This is a genomic window from Paraburkholderia panacisoli (genome assembly GCF_008369935.1).
GTDB classification, from domain to species: domain Bacteria; phylum Pseudomonadota; class Gammaproteobacteria; order Burkholderiales; family Burkholderiaceae; genus Paraburkholderia; species Paraburkholderia panacisoli.
Genome location: NZ_VTUZ01000006.1, coordinates 218,016 through 234,157, shown reverse-complemented (window position 1 = coordinate 234,157; position 16,142 = coordinate 218,016). Strand labels below are relative to the sequence as shown.

At 65.1% G+C, this 16,142-nt stretch carries 15 protein-coding genes; 8 read left to right on the top strand and 7 right to left on the bottom strand.

From position 1 onward, the window contains the following. The first annotated feature begins 141 nt into the window (after positions 1 to 141). Positions 142 to 1,119, top strand: coding sequence for a LysR family transcriptional regulator (locus tag FVF58_RS11705; RefSeq protein WP_149670064.1), 978 nt, complete (start codon positions 142 to 144; stop codon positions 1,117 to 1,119). A gap of 140 nt (positions 1,120 to 1,259) precedes the next feature. Beyond that, positions 1,260 to 1,814 (top strand): YaeQ family protein, encoded by a 555-nt coding sequence (locus tag FVF58_RS11700; protein WP_149670063.1) that lies wholly within the window; start codon positions 1,260 to 1,262, stop codon positions 1,812 to 1,814. A 12-nt stretch (positions 1,815 to 1,826) separates the two neighbouring features. Here FVF58_RS11700 and FVF58_RS11695 read toward each other — a convergent pair whose 3' ends face one another. After that, on the bottom strand, positions 1,827 to 2,252 hold the full coding sequence (locus tag FVF58_RS11695; protein ID WP_149670062.1) for a VOC family protein: 426 nt from the start codon (positions 2,250 to 2,252) through the stop codon (positions 1,827 to 1,829). A gap of 435 nt (positions 2,253 to 2,687) precedes the next feature. On the opposite strand from FVF58_RS11695, the gene ada reads away from it, so the two are divergent. The 4 genes from ada (at position 2,688) to FVF58_RS11675 (ending at position 7,376) form a co-directional block, all read left to right on the top strand. Beyond that, positions 2,688 to 3,857, top strand: coding sequence for a bifunctional DNA-binding transcriptional regulator/O6-methylguanine-DNA methyltransferase Ada (gene ada / locus FVF58_RS11690; RefSeq protein WP_149670061.1), 1,170 nt, complete (start codon positions 2,688 to 2,690; stop codon positions 3,855 to 3,857). Next, complete coding sequence (locus FVF58_RS11685; protein ID WP_149670060.1) at positions 3,854 to 4,774, top strand: DNA-3-methyladenine glycosylase family protein; 921 nt, start codon at positions 3,854 to 3,856, stop codon at positions 4,772 to 4,774. Before ada ends, FVF58_RS11685 begins: the two co-directional genes overlap by 4 nt. A 266-nt stretch (positions 4,775 to 5,040) precedes the next feature. Then, positions 5,041 to 6,657: a glutamate--cysteine ligase gene (gene gshA, locus FVF58_RS11680; RefSeq protein ID WP_149670059.1), complete on the top strand. Its 1,617-nt coding sequence runs from the start codon at positions 5,041 to 5,043 to the stop codon at positions 6,655 to 6,657. 209 nt (positions 6,658 to 6,866) lie between these two features. Next, positions 6,867 to 7,376, top strand: coding sequence for a hypothetical protein (locus tag FVF58_RS11675; RefSeq protein WP_149670058.1), 510 nt, complete (start codon positions 6,867 to 6,869; stop codon positions 7,374 to 7,376). 76 nt (positions 7,377 to 7,452) lie between these two features. Here FVF58_RS11675 and FVF58_RS11670 read toward each other — a convergent pair whose 3' ends face one another. Both FVF58_RS11670 and FVF58_RS11665 read right to left on the bottom strand, forming a co-directional pair. Further along, positions 7,453 to 9,015 carry a DHA2 family efflux MFS transporter permease subunit gene (locus tag FVF58_RS11670; protein ID WP_149670057.1) on the bottom strand — a complete coding sequence of 521 codons (1,563 nt, stop codon included), beginning with the start codon at positions 9,013 to 9,015 and terminating at the stop codon, positions 7,453 to 7,455. A gap of 137 nt (positions 9,016 to 9,152) precedes the next feature. Beyond that, on the bottom strand, positions 9,153 to 9,695 hold the full coding sequence (locus tag FVF58_RS11665; RefSeq protein ID WP_149670056.1) for a MarR family winged helix-turn-helix transcriptional regulator: 543 nt from the start codon (positions 9,693 to 9,695) through the stop codon (positions 9,153 to 9,155). Between the two features lie 244 nt (positions 9,696 to 9,939). Here FVF58_RS11665 and FVF58_RS11660 point away from each other — a divergent pair, with 244 nt between their 5' ends. Both FVF58_RS11660 and FVF58_RS11655 read left to right on the top strand, forming a co-directional pair. After that, positions 9,940 to 10,299, top strand: coding sequence for a hypothetical protein (locus tag FVF58_RS11660; RefSeq protein ID WP_149670055.1), 360 nt, complete (start codon positions 9,940 to 9,942; stop codon positions 10,297 to 10,299). Positions 10,300 to 10,505: 206 nt separating this feature from the next. Next, positions 10,506 to 12,080, top strand: coding sequence for an efflux transporter outer membrane subunit (locus FVF58_RS11655; RefSeq protein ID WP_149670054.1), 1,575 nt, complete (start codon positions 10,506 to 10,508; stop codon positions 12,078 to 12,080). A gap of 100 nt (positions 12,081 to 12,180) precedes the next feature. Here the strand turns inward: FVF58_RS11655 and FVF58_RS11650 are convergent, their stop codons facing one another. Genes FVF58_RS11650 through gspK form a run of 4 tightly spaced genes read right to left on the bottom strand, consistent with a single transcriptional unit; the run spans position 12,181 to position 16,141 of the window. After that, entirely contained in the window at positions 12,181 to 12,960 is a 780-nt protein-coding gene (locus FVF58_RS11650; protein WP_149670053.1) for a type II secretion system protein N, read from the bottom strand. Between the two features lie 22 nt (positions 12,961 to 12,982). After that, entirely contained in the window at positions 12,983 to 13,486 is a 504-nt protein-coding gene (locus tag FVF58_RS11645) for a type II secretion system protein M (protein ID WP_149670052.1), read from the bottom strand. Next, entirely contained in the window at positions 13,483 to 14,895 is a 1,413-nt protein-coding gene (gspL, locus tag FVF58_RS11640; protein ID WP_149670051.1) for a type II secretion system protein GspL, read from the bottom strand. The genes FVF58_RS11645 and gspL overlap by 4 nt, the downstream gene beginning before the upstream one ends. A 28-nt stretch (positions 14,896 to 14,923) precedes the next feature. Further along, on the bottom strand, positions 14,924 to 16,141 hold the full coding sequence (gene gspK, locus FVF58_RS11635) for a type II secretion system minor pseudopilin GspK (RefSeq protein WP_149670050.1): 1,218 nt from the start codon (positions 16,139 to 16,141) through the stop codon (positions 14,924 to 14,926). Position 16,142: the final 1 nt, after the last annotated feature.

Below are 16,142 nucleotides of genomic sequence, written 5' to 3'. Positions count from 1 at the left end.
GCCCCCAATAACTTTCCAATCCCTTTTTAAGCCATCCCGATATCAGTTTCGGTATGGCATCATGGAGACCCTGAGCGGGCCAAACCGCCAGGCAAAGGCGGCCCGGGGCCGTCCGACAAAAACAATGCTGGGAGACAACCGATGACGCGTAGCTACTCGAACTGGTTTGTCCGTGCGCGGCTCAAGACGCGCCAGTTGCTGCTGCTCGCGGCGATGGAGGAGGAGGGCAACGTGCGCCGGGCCGCCGACGTGCTCGGCATGACCCAGCCCGCCGCCTCGCGTCTGCTCAAGGAGTTGGAGGACATGCTGGAAGTCAGCCTGTTCGACCGTACGCCGCATGGCATGCACGCCACGCTGTACGGAGAGGTGATGATCCGGCATGCGCGCATGGTGCTATCGAATTTGAGCCACGCGCACGACGAAATCTCGGCGTTGCGCTCCGGCCTCGCGGGTCAGGTGCGCATCGGCGTGATTGCGGCGGCCGCCGCGACGATGGTGCCGCGCGCGATCGCCAGCGTGAAGGAGCGGTATCCGCAGTTGCAGATCTGGGCGGAGGTGGAAACCTCGGACGTGATGCTGCCGCGGCTAGCCGAAGGCGAACTCGACATCATGATCGGGCGGGTGCTGGAGCGGCAGAACCAGTTCAAGGCCGAAATCCGCTACGAACCGCTCGCGGACGAGCCGCTTTGCGTAGTCGCGCGCCCGGGTCATCCTCTCGAAAATGAGACAGGGTTGACACTGCGCGGAATCGTCAACGCCAGCTGGGTTTTGCACCCGCCGGGCAGCGTGCTGCGCCATCGCTTTGATCTGATGTTTTCGCAAATTGGACTGAACCCGCCGCAAAACGTGGTCAATACGAACAATTTTCTGGCGATTTCGAGCCTGCTGCTCCAAAGCGACATGTTGGCCGTTTTGCCCGACGAAGTGGCGCGTCAGTACCAACAGTACGGTGTCCTGAAGCGCGTGCCGATAGATTTGCCGTGCAGGATGGACACATTCGGTATCATCACGCGCCAGTCGCATCTTCTTTCGCCGGGGGCCGCCGTAGTCCTGGAAGCCTTGCGGGAAGCCGCCGCCGAGGTGTATGGCACGGCTTTTGAACCGGCCGTGGCGCGATAAATGCTTCTCCCGTTGGCATGGCCGCCGGCTGACGGCGCGGGAGAATTGCGATGTACAACAAACACGGAAGACGGCAACGCGCCGTCGACGATTCCTTTTCTGTTCGCTCCGGTGGGGCGAGCGCCTGGTTTAGCAACGGCATGGCTCTGAAATCGACGATTTACAAGGCGGAACTGCAGATCGCCAACATGGACCGGCACTATTACGCCGACCATTCACTGACGATCGCTCGCCATCCCTCGGAAACCGACGAACGGATGATGGTCCGCGTCGCCGCCTTCGCGCTGTTCGCGCAGGAACGCCTCGAGTTCTGCAAAGGTTTGTCGGACGTCGACGAACCGGATTTGTGGCAAAAGGATCTCACCGGCGCGATCGAAACCTGGATCGAAGTCGGCCAGCCCGACGAACGGCGCATCGCCAAGGCGAGCGGCCGCTCCAACGAGGTGATCGTGATCGCCTATGGCGGCCGCGCGTCGGACATCTGGTGGCAGGGCGTGCGCAACAAGGTGGAACGCATGCGCAACGTGACGGTGTGGACGCTGAGTGAAGACGTCGCGGCGGCGCTCGGCTCGCTTGCCGAACGCACGATGCGTCTGCAATGTACGGTGCAGGACGGTGAAGCCTGGCTCGGCAGCGCCGAGGCCGATGCGGTGAAGATCGAGTGGACGGTGCTGAAAGCGCCTGCTAACGCCTGAAGGGTCTTTCGTCTACAGCGATGTGACCCGCGCCGCTTCCGGCGGCCCCTTGAGTTCGACCATATTCCCTTCAGGGTCGAACAGATACAGCGACGGCCCAAAGCCGTCCGCACCGTAGCGCAATGCCTGCTCGCCCAGCCGCGCGCCGTGCCCGGCGAGATGCTCCTTGAGCGCCTCGGCGTCGAATGGTTCGACGCGCAAACATAGGTGATCCATATTCCGGCCCGTACCCGGCATGCCGTTTTCGACGTGGTCGAGTTTCGCGCCGACCTGCAAGAGGTCGATCAACGAGCGGCCGGCGCGCAATTGCGTCAGGCCCAGATCGCGCTGCTCCTTTTCGAGGCTGCATCCAAGCACGTCGCAATAGAAACGCGCCATGGCCTCGACGTTTATCGCCCGGATGACGACGTGATCGATTTCGCGGATGTGAATTTTCATGTCGAACGCCCCTTTGGCCGGTTCGCAGCACTGATGATTAGCCAGTGTAGGAGAAAGGGCAGCGCCGCGAGTGCGGGCGTGAGTGCGGCTGTGAAACCAGCCGGGAGGGCCGGATCACGCGGAGAACCAAGGCGGGGAATTCGGGACGTACAGGCGAAAAAAAGCCCGCTCTATGTGGAGCGGGCTGAATCCATATCAGGAGGAGACATGGAGGAGACAGGTACTAATATACACATCGGGTTGATGCGACGCAATAACTTTTTAAGGGAAAACCCGATATCGGGCCAAAATGTCGCAGTTTGGGGCAAAACGACCGCTTGGCGGCCGTTTCATCCTACGAATAAGCGCAATGACAGAGCAAGAACCGGGGCGTAGGGTGTGGGCATACGGCCTACATTGGTGAGCATCGACACTGCCTGCCTATCCGGGACCATCATGAAACCCACTACCGGTAATACCGCCATCGGCACCCTCCCAGACACCGCCAGCTGGACTTCCGACGACGAACGCTGGGCCGCCGTCACACGCCGCGAACCGCGCGCCGACGGCGCATTCTTCTACGCGGTCAAGACTACCGGCGTGTTCTGCCGCCCGTCGTGCGCGTCGCGCCAGCCACGTCGCGAGAACGTCGCGTTCTTCGCCGACGCTGCCGCCGCGCGCGCCGCGGGCTTTCGCGATTGCAAGCGATGCCAGCCGGGCGGCCTGCCGCGCGAGCTGGAGATCGTCAGGCGCGCGTGCGCCGCGCTGGACGCCGATCCGCAGCAGCGTCTCACGCTCGCGCAATTGAGCGACGCGGTGCACGTGAGTCCGTTTCACCTTCAGCGGCTGTTCAAGCGCGTGGTGGGCGTGTCGCCGCGCCAGTACCAGGCCGCGCAGCGGGGCGCCGCATTGCGCGACGCGCTGCAGAACGGCGCGGACGTCACGCGCGCCACGCTCGATGCGGGCTTCGGCTCGCCGTCGCGCATGTACGACAGCGCGCCGGCTGAGCTTGGCATGGCGCCGTCCGCGTATCGCCGCAAAGGCGCCGGGCTGACCGTGCGCTATGCGAGTGCGCCGACTTCACTGGGCTTCGTGTTGATCGCGGCCACGGACAAAGGCATTTGCAAGATCGGTTTCGGCGACGACGACGCATTGCTGGTCGACGAACTGCGCGGCGAGTTTGCCAACGCCGATCTGTTGGAAGATTCCCAACAGCTCGCTCCGTTCATCGCGCAGATCGACGCCTATTTGCGCGGCACCCGCCAGGACTTCGATCTCCCTCTGGACATCGCCGCGACCGCGTTCCGGCAGCGAGTGTGGGACGCGTTGCGGCGCATTCCCTACGGCGAAACGCGCAGCTATTCGCAGATCGCCGAAGCGGTCGGCTCGCCCCGCGCTGTGCGCGCGGTCGCCACCGCATGCGCGACGAATCCGGTGGCGCTGGCGATTCCTTGCCATCGCGTGGTGCAAAAGGGCGGGGCGCTGGCGGGCTATCGCTGGGGTCTGCCGCGCAAGGCCGCGCTGCTCGACAACGAATTGCAGCATGCCAGCCGCAAAACACCGGCCTTCGCGGACAATAACCCAGCCGAAACAGCCATCACCACCAAACTGGACCACGCCGCGTGAGCACGCTTGAAGACGACGTCGCAACCCTCGAACTGCCGTTCAAACCACCCTTCGACTGGCCGCGCCTGCTGCGCTTTTTCAGCGGACGCGCGACCCCCGGCGTCGAAGCGGTGGAAGACGGCGCCTATCGCCGCGCGATCGACTGGGCCGGCGACAGCGGCACGCTGAGCGTGCGCCTGCATCCGCGCAAACGCTGCATTGTCGCGAGCATCGAGGGGCCGGTGAGCCGTCACGCCGACGCGCTCGCCGTGCCGATCGCGAAAATGTTCGACCTGCATGCCGATCCGAAGAAGATCGGCGCCGAACTCGCCGCGGACCCGTGGCTCGCGCCGCTCGTCGAGGCCGTCCCCGGTCTGCGTGTGCCGGGTGCGTGGTCGGGCTTCGAACTGGTGGTGCGCGCGATCGTCGGCCAGCAGGTCAGCGTGAAGGCCGCGACCACCATCATCGGACGGCTGGTGCAGCGCGCCGGCGAGCGCATCGACGGGCATCGGCACGAGAACACCGCTTGGCGCTTTCCGACCCCCGCCGCGTTGGCCGCGGTCGATCTCGCGCAGATCGGCATGCCGGGCAAACGCGTAGCGGCGCTGCAAGGCTTCGCGCATGCGGTGGCTAGCGGCGACGTGCCGCTCGACAGCAATGTCGTCGACGCAACCAGCCTGCGCGCCCTGTTGCTAGCGCTGCCCGGCATCGGCCCGTGGACCGTCGAGTATGTCGCAATGCGCGCGTGGCGCGACGCCGATGCGTGGCCCGCCTGGGACCTCGTGCTGATGCAGTCGATCTGCGCGCGCGACCCGTCGCTCACCCGGCCCACCCAGCAACGCGCGCGCACCGACACATGGCGGCCGTGGCGCGCGTATGCGGCCATGCATCTGTGGAACGAGGTGGCGGACCGCGCAGGCGCCGCGCGCGGCGGCTGAAGTCGAGCGTAACCCGGCAACCACCATCGCAAAGTGCGCGAACCGTGTACCGGACGAGCGGCGATGATCCGGGCAGCACGCGGATTCATCGGCAAACAGGCGGGACGGGCGGCTCGGATAGCCCGCCGAAGCGGCCTCAAGCAGCCGTTGTGGCGAAATGTTAAAGTGCCCGCTACTGAAAATTCCGCCGAACGTCGTCCACCGCGCAGTGCTGCCACGAGCAGTGAAGCGGCACATGGCGGCCGACAACGCACGACTCCGCCTCAATGCCAAACACGACACCCCTGCGCACGACCGACGCGTTTCTGCACCGCCTGTCCGTGCTGACCTCAGGCCCGCAGCGCGACGCGCTGACGCGCGGCCTGCGCGGCATCGAAAGGGAGAGCCTGCGCGTCACGCACGACGGCAAGCTCGCCTTGACGCCGCATCCGCGCGCGCTCGGTTCTGCGCTCACGCATCCGTCGCTCACCACCGACTATTCCGAAGCGCTGCTCGAACTGATCACGCCGGCCGAGCATGATGTCGCGGACACGCTCGAGAAACTCGACACGCTGCATCGTTTTGTCTACGCGGAACTCGGCGACGAGATCCTGTGGAACAACTCCATGCCCGGCCTGCTGCCCGACACCGACGACGGCATTCCGATCGCGCATTACGGCAGTTCGAACATCGGCAAGCTGAAGTACGTGTACCGCATCGGCCTCGCGCTGCGTTACGGCCGCACGATGCAGTGCATCGCGGGCATCCACTACAACTATTCGCTGAACGAAGAAGTGTGGCGGCTCCTGCATGCCGATCAGCAGTCCACCGCGAACGCCGTCGATTTTCAGTCCGACCGCTACCTGGCGCTGATTCGCAATTTCCGCCGCACCAACTGGCTGCTGATGTATCTATTCGGCGCGTCGCCGGCGCTGGATCGCCGTTTTCTCCGCGATCGCAAACACACGCTCGAAACATTCGACGCCGACACGCTGTACCGTCCGTATGCGACCAGCCTGCGCATGAGCGATCTCGGCTATTCGAACACCACCGCGCAAGCCGCGCTGCATGCCGACTACGACACGCTGCCGGGCTACCTCGACGCACTCGCAAAAGCCGTGAGCCAGCCGTATCCGGCCTACGAGCAGATCGGCACGCAACGCGACGGCGAGTGGGTACAGATCAACACCAACGTGCTGCAAATCGAAAACGAGTTTTACTCGACGATTCGTCCGAAGCGCGTCACGCATCCGGGTGAGCGTCCGCTGCATGCGCTCGCCGCGCGCGGCGTGCAATACGTCGAAGTGCGCTGCATGGACATCGATCCGTTCGAGCCGAGCGGCATTTCGCTGGAAACCTCGCGTTTTCTCGATGCATACCTGCTGGTCTGCGCACTCGACGACAGCGCACCGTTGCCGCCTGACGCGTACGCCGAGGCCAATCGGAACTTCGGTCGCGTCACGATGGAAGGTCGCAAGCCCGGCCTCGAACTGACGCGCGACGGCAGCCCGGTTGCGATGATGGATTGGGCCGGCGAACTGATGAGCAAGATCGACGCAGCGGCTGCCGCGCTCGACGCGTTGCGGGGCGGTGATGAACACGCGCGCGCCGTTGCAGTTCAACGCGCGAAGCTCGCGGACGTGTCGCTGACGCCGTCGGCGCGTGTGCTGCAGACCATGCGCGAGAAGCAACAGAGCTTCCTCGCGTTTGGTCTCGAGCAAAGCGAGGCGCACGCCGCGTATTTCCGTTCGCGTCCGCTCGACGCCGCGCAGGCTCAGGCGTTCACCGAACTCGCCACGCAGTCGCTCGCCGAGCAGTCCAAACTCGAACGCGAGGAAGTCGGTTCGTTCGACGCGTTTGTCGCGGCTTATCGCGCGTACACGTTGAATCGCTTCAGCGTCTGAACGGCGAGCGCGCCGATGTGACGAAAGAGCGGCCTTCATGGCCGCTTTTTTCTTGTTCACAGGTAACGTCTACGTCGCGCGCTGTGCCACTGCGAACAGGATCGGCAAATTCTCCGCGCGTTCCGACGATTCTTTGATGCAGATGAAACACCACATCAGCGCCGCGGTCCAAACTGACATGACACGCTCCCTGCAAAGGAGGTATCAACGTGATAAGCAAAGGTCTGTTGGCCGCGCTGTGTTTGGGTTTCGTGGCGGCGGGGTGTTCGACGCAAGGGCAGGTCGATCCGGACGTCATGCAGATCGCGACAAAACCGTTGACGTGTTCGAACAAAGCGGAATGCGATGTCTGGTGGCAACGTGCTCAAACGTGGGTGGCAAGCCATTCCACCTACAAGATCGAAGCCGCGACCGACTCGCTGATTCAGACCGCCGGCCCGGATGGCGGCAAGCGCGCGCTGGCGTATCAGATCACGCGCACCGTGAACCCTGACGGCACGGCAACCATCGGCTTTGCCGCGCATTGCGACGGTGCGCTGGGCTGCAAACCGAATCCTTGGGAAGCGGGCGCCGACTTCAAGCAATACGTGCGCGGCAAGGCGGCGAGCGCAACGCAAAGTGGTGTGAAACCCTCTCAGCCGCCGCCCACGGCAATGCATCCCGATGCTACGCAAGGACAATCCATCCCGGCCACGAATGGCGAAGCAATAACGCAGTAGTACAAAGCTCAGACGCGTGCGGCGATGCAAACGCATTACGCCGGCGCGTCTCTTCTCGAAGCATCGAGATAAGACCTCAATGCCCTAACGAAGGCCCCGCACCCTTGCGCGGCTTGGTGATCCAGACCAGGACCGCAAGCACGAGAAACGCCGCGCAGGAAATGCGGAAGAAGTCGTTGGTGGCCATCATGTAAGCTTGAGCGGTCACCACCTGGTTCAACTGCGCGGTAGCGCCGTCGCCGGAAAGCCCGATGCCCGACAGCGCATTGGTATAGGCATTCGTGTTCGCCGAATACACATTCACCGAATCGGCCAGCATCGCGTGATGGTAGATCGTGTCGTTCTCCCAGAACGTCGTGCTGATCGCCGTGCCGATCGCCCCCGACAAAGTACGGAAGAAGTTGGACAAGCCGGACGCGCTGGCGAGCCGCTCGTCCGGCACGCTGGACAGCGTGATGGTCGTCATCGGCACGAAGAAGCAGGCCACGCCGATCCCTTGCACGAGGCGCGGCCAGATCACGTGATTGAACGGCACGTCGAGCGTAAACGTCGAGTTCCAGAACGACACGAACGCGAACACGATGAACGCGAAACTCGCCACCATGCGCAGGTTCAGCCGGTGCATGTTCTTGCCTATCATCGGGGACAAGAACAGCGCGAGCAGCCCGACCGGCGCGGTGGCCAGGCCGGCGAGTCCGGCGGTGTAGCCCATCACGGTTTGCAGCCACAACGGGAAGATCACCACCGACCCGAAGAAGGCCATGAAGCCGAACGAAATGATCAGCACGCCGAGCGCGAAGTTGCGGTCCTTGAACAGCGAAAGATCGACGACCGGTTCCTTCTCTGTCATCTCCCACACCAGCAGGAACGCGATCGACACCACCGCGATCACCGCCAGCGACACGATGAACGTCGAGTTGAACCAGTCGCGGTCCTTGCCGAGGTCGAGCATCATCTGCAGACACGACACGCCGATCACGAGCAGCGCGAGGCCGACGGCGTCGATACGCTGCCGGGTGGTCTTGGTCTCGCGGCCGCGCAGCAGCAGGAACGCGCACACCGCCGAGAACAGCCCGATCGGCACGTTGATGTAGAAGATCCACGGCCACGTGAAGTTATCGGTGATGTAGCCGCCCATCACGGGCCCGAAAATCGGCGCGCAAATCACGGTCATCGCCCAGAGGCCCAGCGCGAGCCCGCGCTTCTCAATCGGATACGAGCGCATCAGGATGGTCTGCGAGAGCGGCACCATGGGTCCGGATACGAGCCCCTGCACGAGCCGGAACGCGATCAGCGACTCGAAGTTGTGCGCGAAGCCGCACAGCGCCGATGCAAGCGTGAAGAGCAGCACAGACAACGTGAAAAGCCGCACCTCGCCGACGCGTCGCGCAAGCCAGCCCGTCAGCGGCACGGCGATCGCCGAAGCCACCGAATACGACGAGATGACCCAGGTGCCCTGGCTGGTCGCGACGCCGAGACTGCCGGAAATGGTCGGCACCGCGACGTTCGCAATCGAGGTGTCGAGGACTTCCATGAAAGTGCCGAGCGCGAGTCCGACGGTGAGCAAGGCCAGCGCACCGCCTTTGAGCGGAGCGGGCTCGGCAGCGGGCAGGGCAGCGGCGGAAGCCGTGGCGTCCATGTGTTCTTCTCCTCAGCCGGGGAAAGCTTGTCACGGCAGCTTTATCGCGCCGTGCGTGGCGCGTGCTTATATGCCGGAACACCCTCTGCCCAGACAGACATTTTTAGACAATGGCGCTTTTGAATCGCGCCGTTGGATTACTCGTCGCCCAGTTTTTGCGGCGATTCTTCGGATGACTCTTGCGCGGATTCCGCTGGTGGCCCGCATTCGCAGGCCGCACCGGCTCCATCGCCCAAGCCGTTCGCGATGAAGCGGCCGAGCAGTTCAATCAGCGTTGCATGGTCTTCGGCGGAGAAGCCGCGCAGTTGCTCGTTCAGCACCGCCGCACCCAGACCGGGCAATTGCCGCGCGGCTTCGTGGCCTTGCGGCGTCAACTCGAGTTTCACCATCCGGCGATCGGCATCGCTGCGCGTGCGCACCACAAAGCCTTTCTTTTCAAGGCGATCGAGCAGGCGCGTCATCGAGCCGCTGTCGTACGACATCGCGCGCGACAGTTCGAACGGCGTGCTGGCGCGCCGCGACGACAGCATCAGGATCACGCCGATCTGTTGCGCGGTCAGCCCGAGCGGTTTGACCGCGCGGTCCGTCCGCTCGACCAGCACGTTCCGCGCTTTCGTCAGGTAGTAGCCGAGACTCGACATGAGTTGAGTCTCGTCCGCCCGATAGGGACCATCAGTCATTGTGTTTCCAGGACATCGGCAGGCAGACCGCAGTTTAGCTGCCTAAGCAGTGAAGTCAAATCGCGTGATGCGAAGGGCGGAAAAACAACACCGCCGTTGCTAGCCGGCCAAAGTATCTTGAAATTTAATTGCATAGTCAATATTATTTCAGGCAACGAGTTACGCGCGACCCGCGCCACCCGAGACCATGTTCTGACCGATTGCCCGCACGCCGCAACCGCGCCGTGCGACCAAGGATTCCCCGATGCTGTACCTCAAAAACACGCTTGGCGGCCTGAGCCGCTCCTTGACCGATTCCGCGTTGAATAGCTTTCAGGGCCGTCACCGCTGGTGGAAACTGGCTTTGTTCGCCGGGCTGTTCGTGCTGCCTGGTGGATCGGTGGGCGTCGCGATTCTGGCGTGGGTTGAGCATCGGCGGGACAAGGGCAGCAAGGCGGCGGGCGACGAACGGCCTGCCGCGCCCATCCTGATCGACAGCGTCACGTCAGCAGCCATCAGTGCCGCGACTCCCGCAAACGCGTGCCAGGCGCGCGGCGACGCTGCGTGCCGGGCGGCGGCCGGAAAGCTCGCCCGCAAAACCACGTCGACGGAATCACGGGCTTAACGGTTTCCCGCTTCGGCGCACCGGCCCGTAACAGCGCGTAACCATCGCGACACCCTCAGTAACACACCTGCGCGCATCCCCGCATTACCCTTTCAGTTTCCCGCGTCCAAGCGGGCTCATACGCTAACATTCCGGCAGACCAAGATCTCGCCCGGCCGACGCTGACGCCATCAGCCGCGACGTGGCGCCCAGAAGGAATTCATTGCATGCAGTCTGATCGAATCGCGCGCGCGCGGCCGCTTGCGCCGCGCGTCCTGACCATCGCGGTAACGGCGGCCTTCGCCGCGCTGCTGGCCGGTTGCGTCGTAGGCCCTGACTACAAGCGGCCCGCCACCGAGATCCCCACGTCATTCAAGGAAGCCGCCCCCGGCTGGAAAGTCGCCGAACCGGCCGATCAGCACGATCGCGGCGACTGGTGGACCATTTACGAAGACCCGCAGCTCAACGCGCTCGAAGACAAGCTGAACGCCGCCAATCAGACCATCGCCCAGTTCGCCGCCACATACCGGCAGGCGCGCGCGCTGGTCGGCGAAGCGCGTGCGGCGTATTTCCCGACCATCGGCGCATCGGCGGGCGCGACGCGCTCCGGCAACGGCACGGCCTCGGGCGGCAACTCGACTACCGCAACCAGCCGCTCCGGCATCGGCAACAGCTTTAACGTGCAGCTCGATGCAAGCTGGGAGCCCGACCTGTGGGGTTCGGTGACCCGCACGGTCAACGCGCAGAAAGCCGGCCAGCAGGGCGCGGCCGCCGATCTCGCGAACGCGCGGCTATCCGCCCAGGCCACGCTGGCGCAAACCTATTTCGCGCTGCGCGCGCTCGACTCCACCCAGAAGTTGCTCGACGAAACCGTCGAGGCTTATCAGCGCTCTCTGCAACTCACGCAAAACCAGTATGCGGCGGGTGTCGCCGCGCGCTCGGACGTGATTCAGGCGCAAACGCAGTTGCAATCGGCGCAGGCGGCCGCGATCGATAACGGCATTCAGCGCGCCCTGGACGAGCACGCGATCGCGGTGCTGGTCGGCGTGCCGGCCTCCGTCTTTTCGCTCCCACCGATGCCGCTCACCGCCACGCCGCCTGCCGTGCCCGCGCAGATGCCGTCCGCGCTGCTCGAACGGCGTCCGGATATCGCGTCGGCGGAACGCAAGGCTGCCGCGGCGAACGAGCAGATCGGCGTGGCGATCGCCGCGTTCTTCCCGTCGCTGACGCTGTCGGCCACCGGCGGCTTCGAAAATTCGGTGTTCTCGCAACTGCTGACCGCGCCGTCGCGCTTCTGGACGGTCGGCCCGCAACTCGCGGCCACGCTGTTCGACGCTGGTCTGCGCAAGGCGCAGACCGACGCTGCCCGCGCCACCTACGACGCGGATGTCGCCACCTATCGCCTGACAGTGCTGGCCGCGTTCCAGGACGTCGAGGACAACCTCGCGTCACTGCGCATTCTCGAAAAAGAAATCGTCGTGCAGCGGCAAGCGGTCGATTCGGCCCGTCAGGCGCTCGCCATCGTCACGAACGAGTACAAGGCGGGCACGGTCGGTTTCGTCAACGTGCTGACCGCGCAGACCACGGCGTTCATCGCCGAGCAGAAGCTCGAGAGCATCGCGGGACAGCGGATGGTGTCGTCGGTGGGTCTCGTGAAGGCACTCGGCGGCGGCTGGGACGCGTCGCAGATGAATCGCGAAACAGGCGATGTCGCCGCGCCCGCGCCGTTGCCGGCCGCGTCAGCGGTGCCGCCGGTCGCGCAAAGCGGCGCCGCGCCGCAACAGCAGGTTCAGAGCAAGTAAGCGGCACGCCACGGCTCGTTGGCGTGAAGCAAAAGAGGCATGGCCGCGAAATGCGGCCATGCCTCTTTTTTATCGTGTCAACGTATCCGGAACCGCGTCATCAATGCGCGAAGTTCAGCGTCACCGTGCCCGGCCCGCTCGGCCGGCCCAACAGATTCAACAGTCCCGCGAGGTTGTCACTCGCCTCGGGCGTCGCACTCGCGGTGCCATGAAACGACGTTGAAGCGCTCGACATGGTGCCGCTGCCGTTCAGCAGCAGCGGACCCTTGAGCGTCGTCAGATCGAGCGTGGACGACGAGCCCTGCGCCTGGAACGTCACCCGATACGAGCCGAGCGGCTTCACCAGCGAGACCCGCGAACTGACATCGTTCAGCGTCACGGTCAATTGCCCGAACGCCTCCCGGTTGAAGCTGCGCCAGTCCGACCAGGACAATTGCACATTGCCCTGCAGATCGAGCGTATTGAACGGCGCGCCCAGCCCGCTCAGCAGCGAAGCCGGCACCGCGAGCGTGCCTGGCGTGACGGTCGCGCTGCGCGGGGTGGCGTCGACCGTGATCGGATCGGGCATCGCCTCGCTGTGCCGCATGATCATGCGCACGCGGCCGGTGAAGAGCGGCCAGAATCCCGTGCGCCATTCGATCCGCCCGGGCAGCAGCGTCGCCGCGCTCATGTCGGAGCCGGCCGCCAGCATCAGCGTGGCCGAGCCGTGCCAGAGCGAGCCGGCCGGATCGACGAGATTGACGTGACCGCCCGTTTGCCGCGCGAACTGCGGCGTGAGCCAGGCGGCCGGCGCCATCGCGAGCATCACCACCGCGGAGGACAACACCCCGACCACCAGCCAGGGCAGCGCGACGCGCACGCGCCGCATCCAGTAACTCATGCGAAACCCCGTGACGACGCGCTCATTTCACGGTCGATGGCTGCAACGACGCGGTCAGATCCACCTGGCCGTCTTCCTTGAGCGCGGTGACATGTGCTTCGACGATCTGCACCTTGAACTGCTTGCGCGCATCGTCGACCCAGGCCGTCCACGCCGGGAACGACGCGTTCTTCATCTGGATCTGCACCGCATTGCCGATCACCTGCACCTGCGTCGCGGCGAGGCCATGATCGTTGAGCGACGCGGTGAGGGCGTCCTTCAGTGCGCCGCCGGTCGGCGCGACACCTTGCGCGGCCGCCGACAGCGAACGCGCCTCGTTCGCCTGCGCGGTCATCTGCGCAAGCTGCCGTTGCAGGCTGGGCAGCGATTCACGCAGATGCGCGCGGCCCTCCTGCGCCGGCGCCCACAGCACCGACCACGCGACCACCACGGCGAGCACGCCGCCGCCCCACGTCAGCAGGTTTTTTTCGCGCTCGGTGCGCTGGTCCCAGAAGCCGGCCCATGTTTGAGCGAGTTCAGCTTTCATTGTCCGTTCCTGATGGTCCACTTGCCGGTATTGCTGTCGATCGCGCCGTTCAGTCCGTTGCGCGCGAGGCGCTTCGCAAAGTCGGGGTCGATCTTGGTCTCGGGTTTGAATGTCACCTCGAGGCGCCGGTCGTGATAGTCGAGCCCGGCGATGCCGTTGACCGGCACCGGCGCGAGCGAACGCGCGAGGCCGTCGGCAAGCGACAGGAAATCATCCGGCGACAGTTCGCCCGCCGCCACCCGCAACTGCTGCAACTGGCGCGACATCTGGTCGGGCGCATCGAGCACGACCGTCGTTTTGGGGAAGGTGTCGAGCAGCAGGTGGGTCATGTCCTTGTTGATCGCGTCGCGTTGGCGCGCGAGCATCAGCCACTGCACGTTCGCGCCGACAATCGCGATCACCAGCGCGCTGACTGCCAGCAGCACCGGCAGACGCAGACGCCGCATCGTCGCGCGGTCGAGCCGCCAGGGCTGCGACGCGAACTCGAACTGGCACAGGTCGAAGCGGCATTCCAGCGCGCGCCGCGCGAGCTGCTCGAACGGCAGCGGACTCGCGCCGTGGACATGCGCCGCCAGCCGCGCCGGACTCGTCGCGGCGAGGCTCGGCTCGTTGCCCGGCGCTTCGGTCAGCATGTACAGCGACACCGGCGCCGCGCCGGCGAGCGCGCCGAGCGTGCCGTTCACCGCATTGGCCGGCACCGCCAGCCCTTCGCCTTGCACGCCGCGCGCAATCGCCAGTTCGACGCGCGGCACGCCGCTTTCGACTGCGCCTTCCAGCAGCATCGCGGGCGCGGTCTGCACCACCGCGCCGAGCACGACGGCCACCATCGGCACCACGGCGGCGATGTCCGGCGCCACCACGGGCCCAGCGCCCGGCAGCGCAGTCGTGACGCTGGCCGGGCCCGCCGTGGCCGGTTCGCCCGCGTTGACCAGTTCCGCGACTTCGGCGGGCGTATCGCGCGGCGCGGCGGCCTGCGGCAGGCAACGCGTGACCGGCACCGCGCGCAGGCTGCGGTGACCGGCCGTCGTGAACGCTTCGCAGACGAAGCGGAACCAGCCGCGATCGATGATCGCCAGCAACTGCCGACCGCCCGCGAGCGGTTGCGGATCGACCGCGATGTGGCAGGTTTGCGGGTCCTGGATCAGCTGATCCTCGACGATATTGGGCAGCGCCTGACGCAGCTTCGGACCGCGCAGCGGCGGCAGCGTGGTCGGCATCATTAGCAGGTCACGCGCGGCGACCATCAGCACGGTCGTCGACGCTCGCGGCAGCAGTGCGAGCGCGGAGCGGCCGGCGCGCTGGGTGCGGCCCGACTTGTCGAGCAGCACGAACGGCAGCTCCGGCAGTTGCCATTCCTGCGATGGCACCGCCGGATCACGCGGCGGCAGTAGGACGATCAGCGTGCTCAAAGGCCACTCTCTCTGGGAATTGCGTTGTTCATAGTTGGTCTTGTACCCGCACGATACGCGTAGTGTGAGTCATCGCGTCGCGATAGACGAGGGTCGTGCGGTCCACTTCGGCGCGTTCGTGCTGCACGCGGCCGTGGATCAAAAAGTAGCTCGAGTTGACGTCCATCTGGCTCGGATCGATCGAGACTGATTGCACGCCGGCGCCGCGCAACGCGAGCTCCACGTCGCCGACATTGTGGAAAAACACCGTCTTCCGGCTCGCGACGAAACCCTGCGCAGCCGACTGGCTCATGCCCGGCACGACCGCCGCGATCACTTCGGCCGACGCCGTGTTCATGTTCACCGCCGTAACGGTCGGCAGCACGGTGACGAAGGGGCGCAAGCGCGCGACCATCTCCGGCGTGTAGCCCTGAATGTCGAGCAGCGAGTCGACGCTGGTCATTTGCAGCGGCACGCCCGCTCCGTTGTCTTCGTCGTCTGCGAGACCGGGCTTGTCGGTGAAGTTGCTGCCGGTGGCGCCACCCTCGACGGTCGGTGAGGGCGCACTGCTGATGGTGCTGGTGTTGGACGTGACGGTCTGGAAGCGGGTCGCCGATTGCAAGAGGCTTTTGCGCAACTGCACGGCAGTGGTTTTCGCGAGTTGGCTGTTCACGCCGAGCGACACGAGCAGACGCTGATACGCGCCGATCTGTTCGAGGTTCAGTTGCATCACGCCGGGCGTGGGGCTCGACACCAGATTGCGTAGATTGAATTTCGCCTGCGCGTCTTCGATCGACCCGGACAGGTAGGTTGCGCCACCCTGCTCGGCTCTGACCTCGCCGATCTGGCCGAGGAAATCGGACAGGCGAGTCTTCGCAATCGGCACGCCCCACAGTCCGCCTAAGTATGTGATGCCGGCCGACGTATCGCCTTCGGAGCGCAGGATCAGACGCGTCCAGTCCAGCGCGCCGCGTGCGACCCAGTGCGCCTGCGAGAGCAGCCGCTGGTTTTCGATCCGGCGAATCTGGACCTGCTGGCGCCACAGCATGCCCGACACCAGGATCGCCGAGAGCGCGACGACGAGCAGCGCGCTGATGATGGCCGCACCTTCCTGTTGTGCGTGAGACGCCCGGCGTGGCGCCGGTTGGCCGCGCACGCGGAAGCGAGTTGCACAAGGGGCAGGCGTGTTCGCATGCGCACCTATGCGCGCCTCGCCAGCCAGCGAAGAAGATGAAGCCCGTCGCACAGACAACCAGGAGAACCTCATT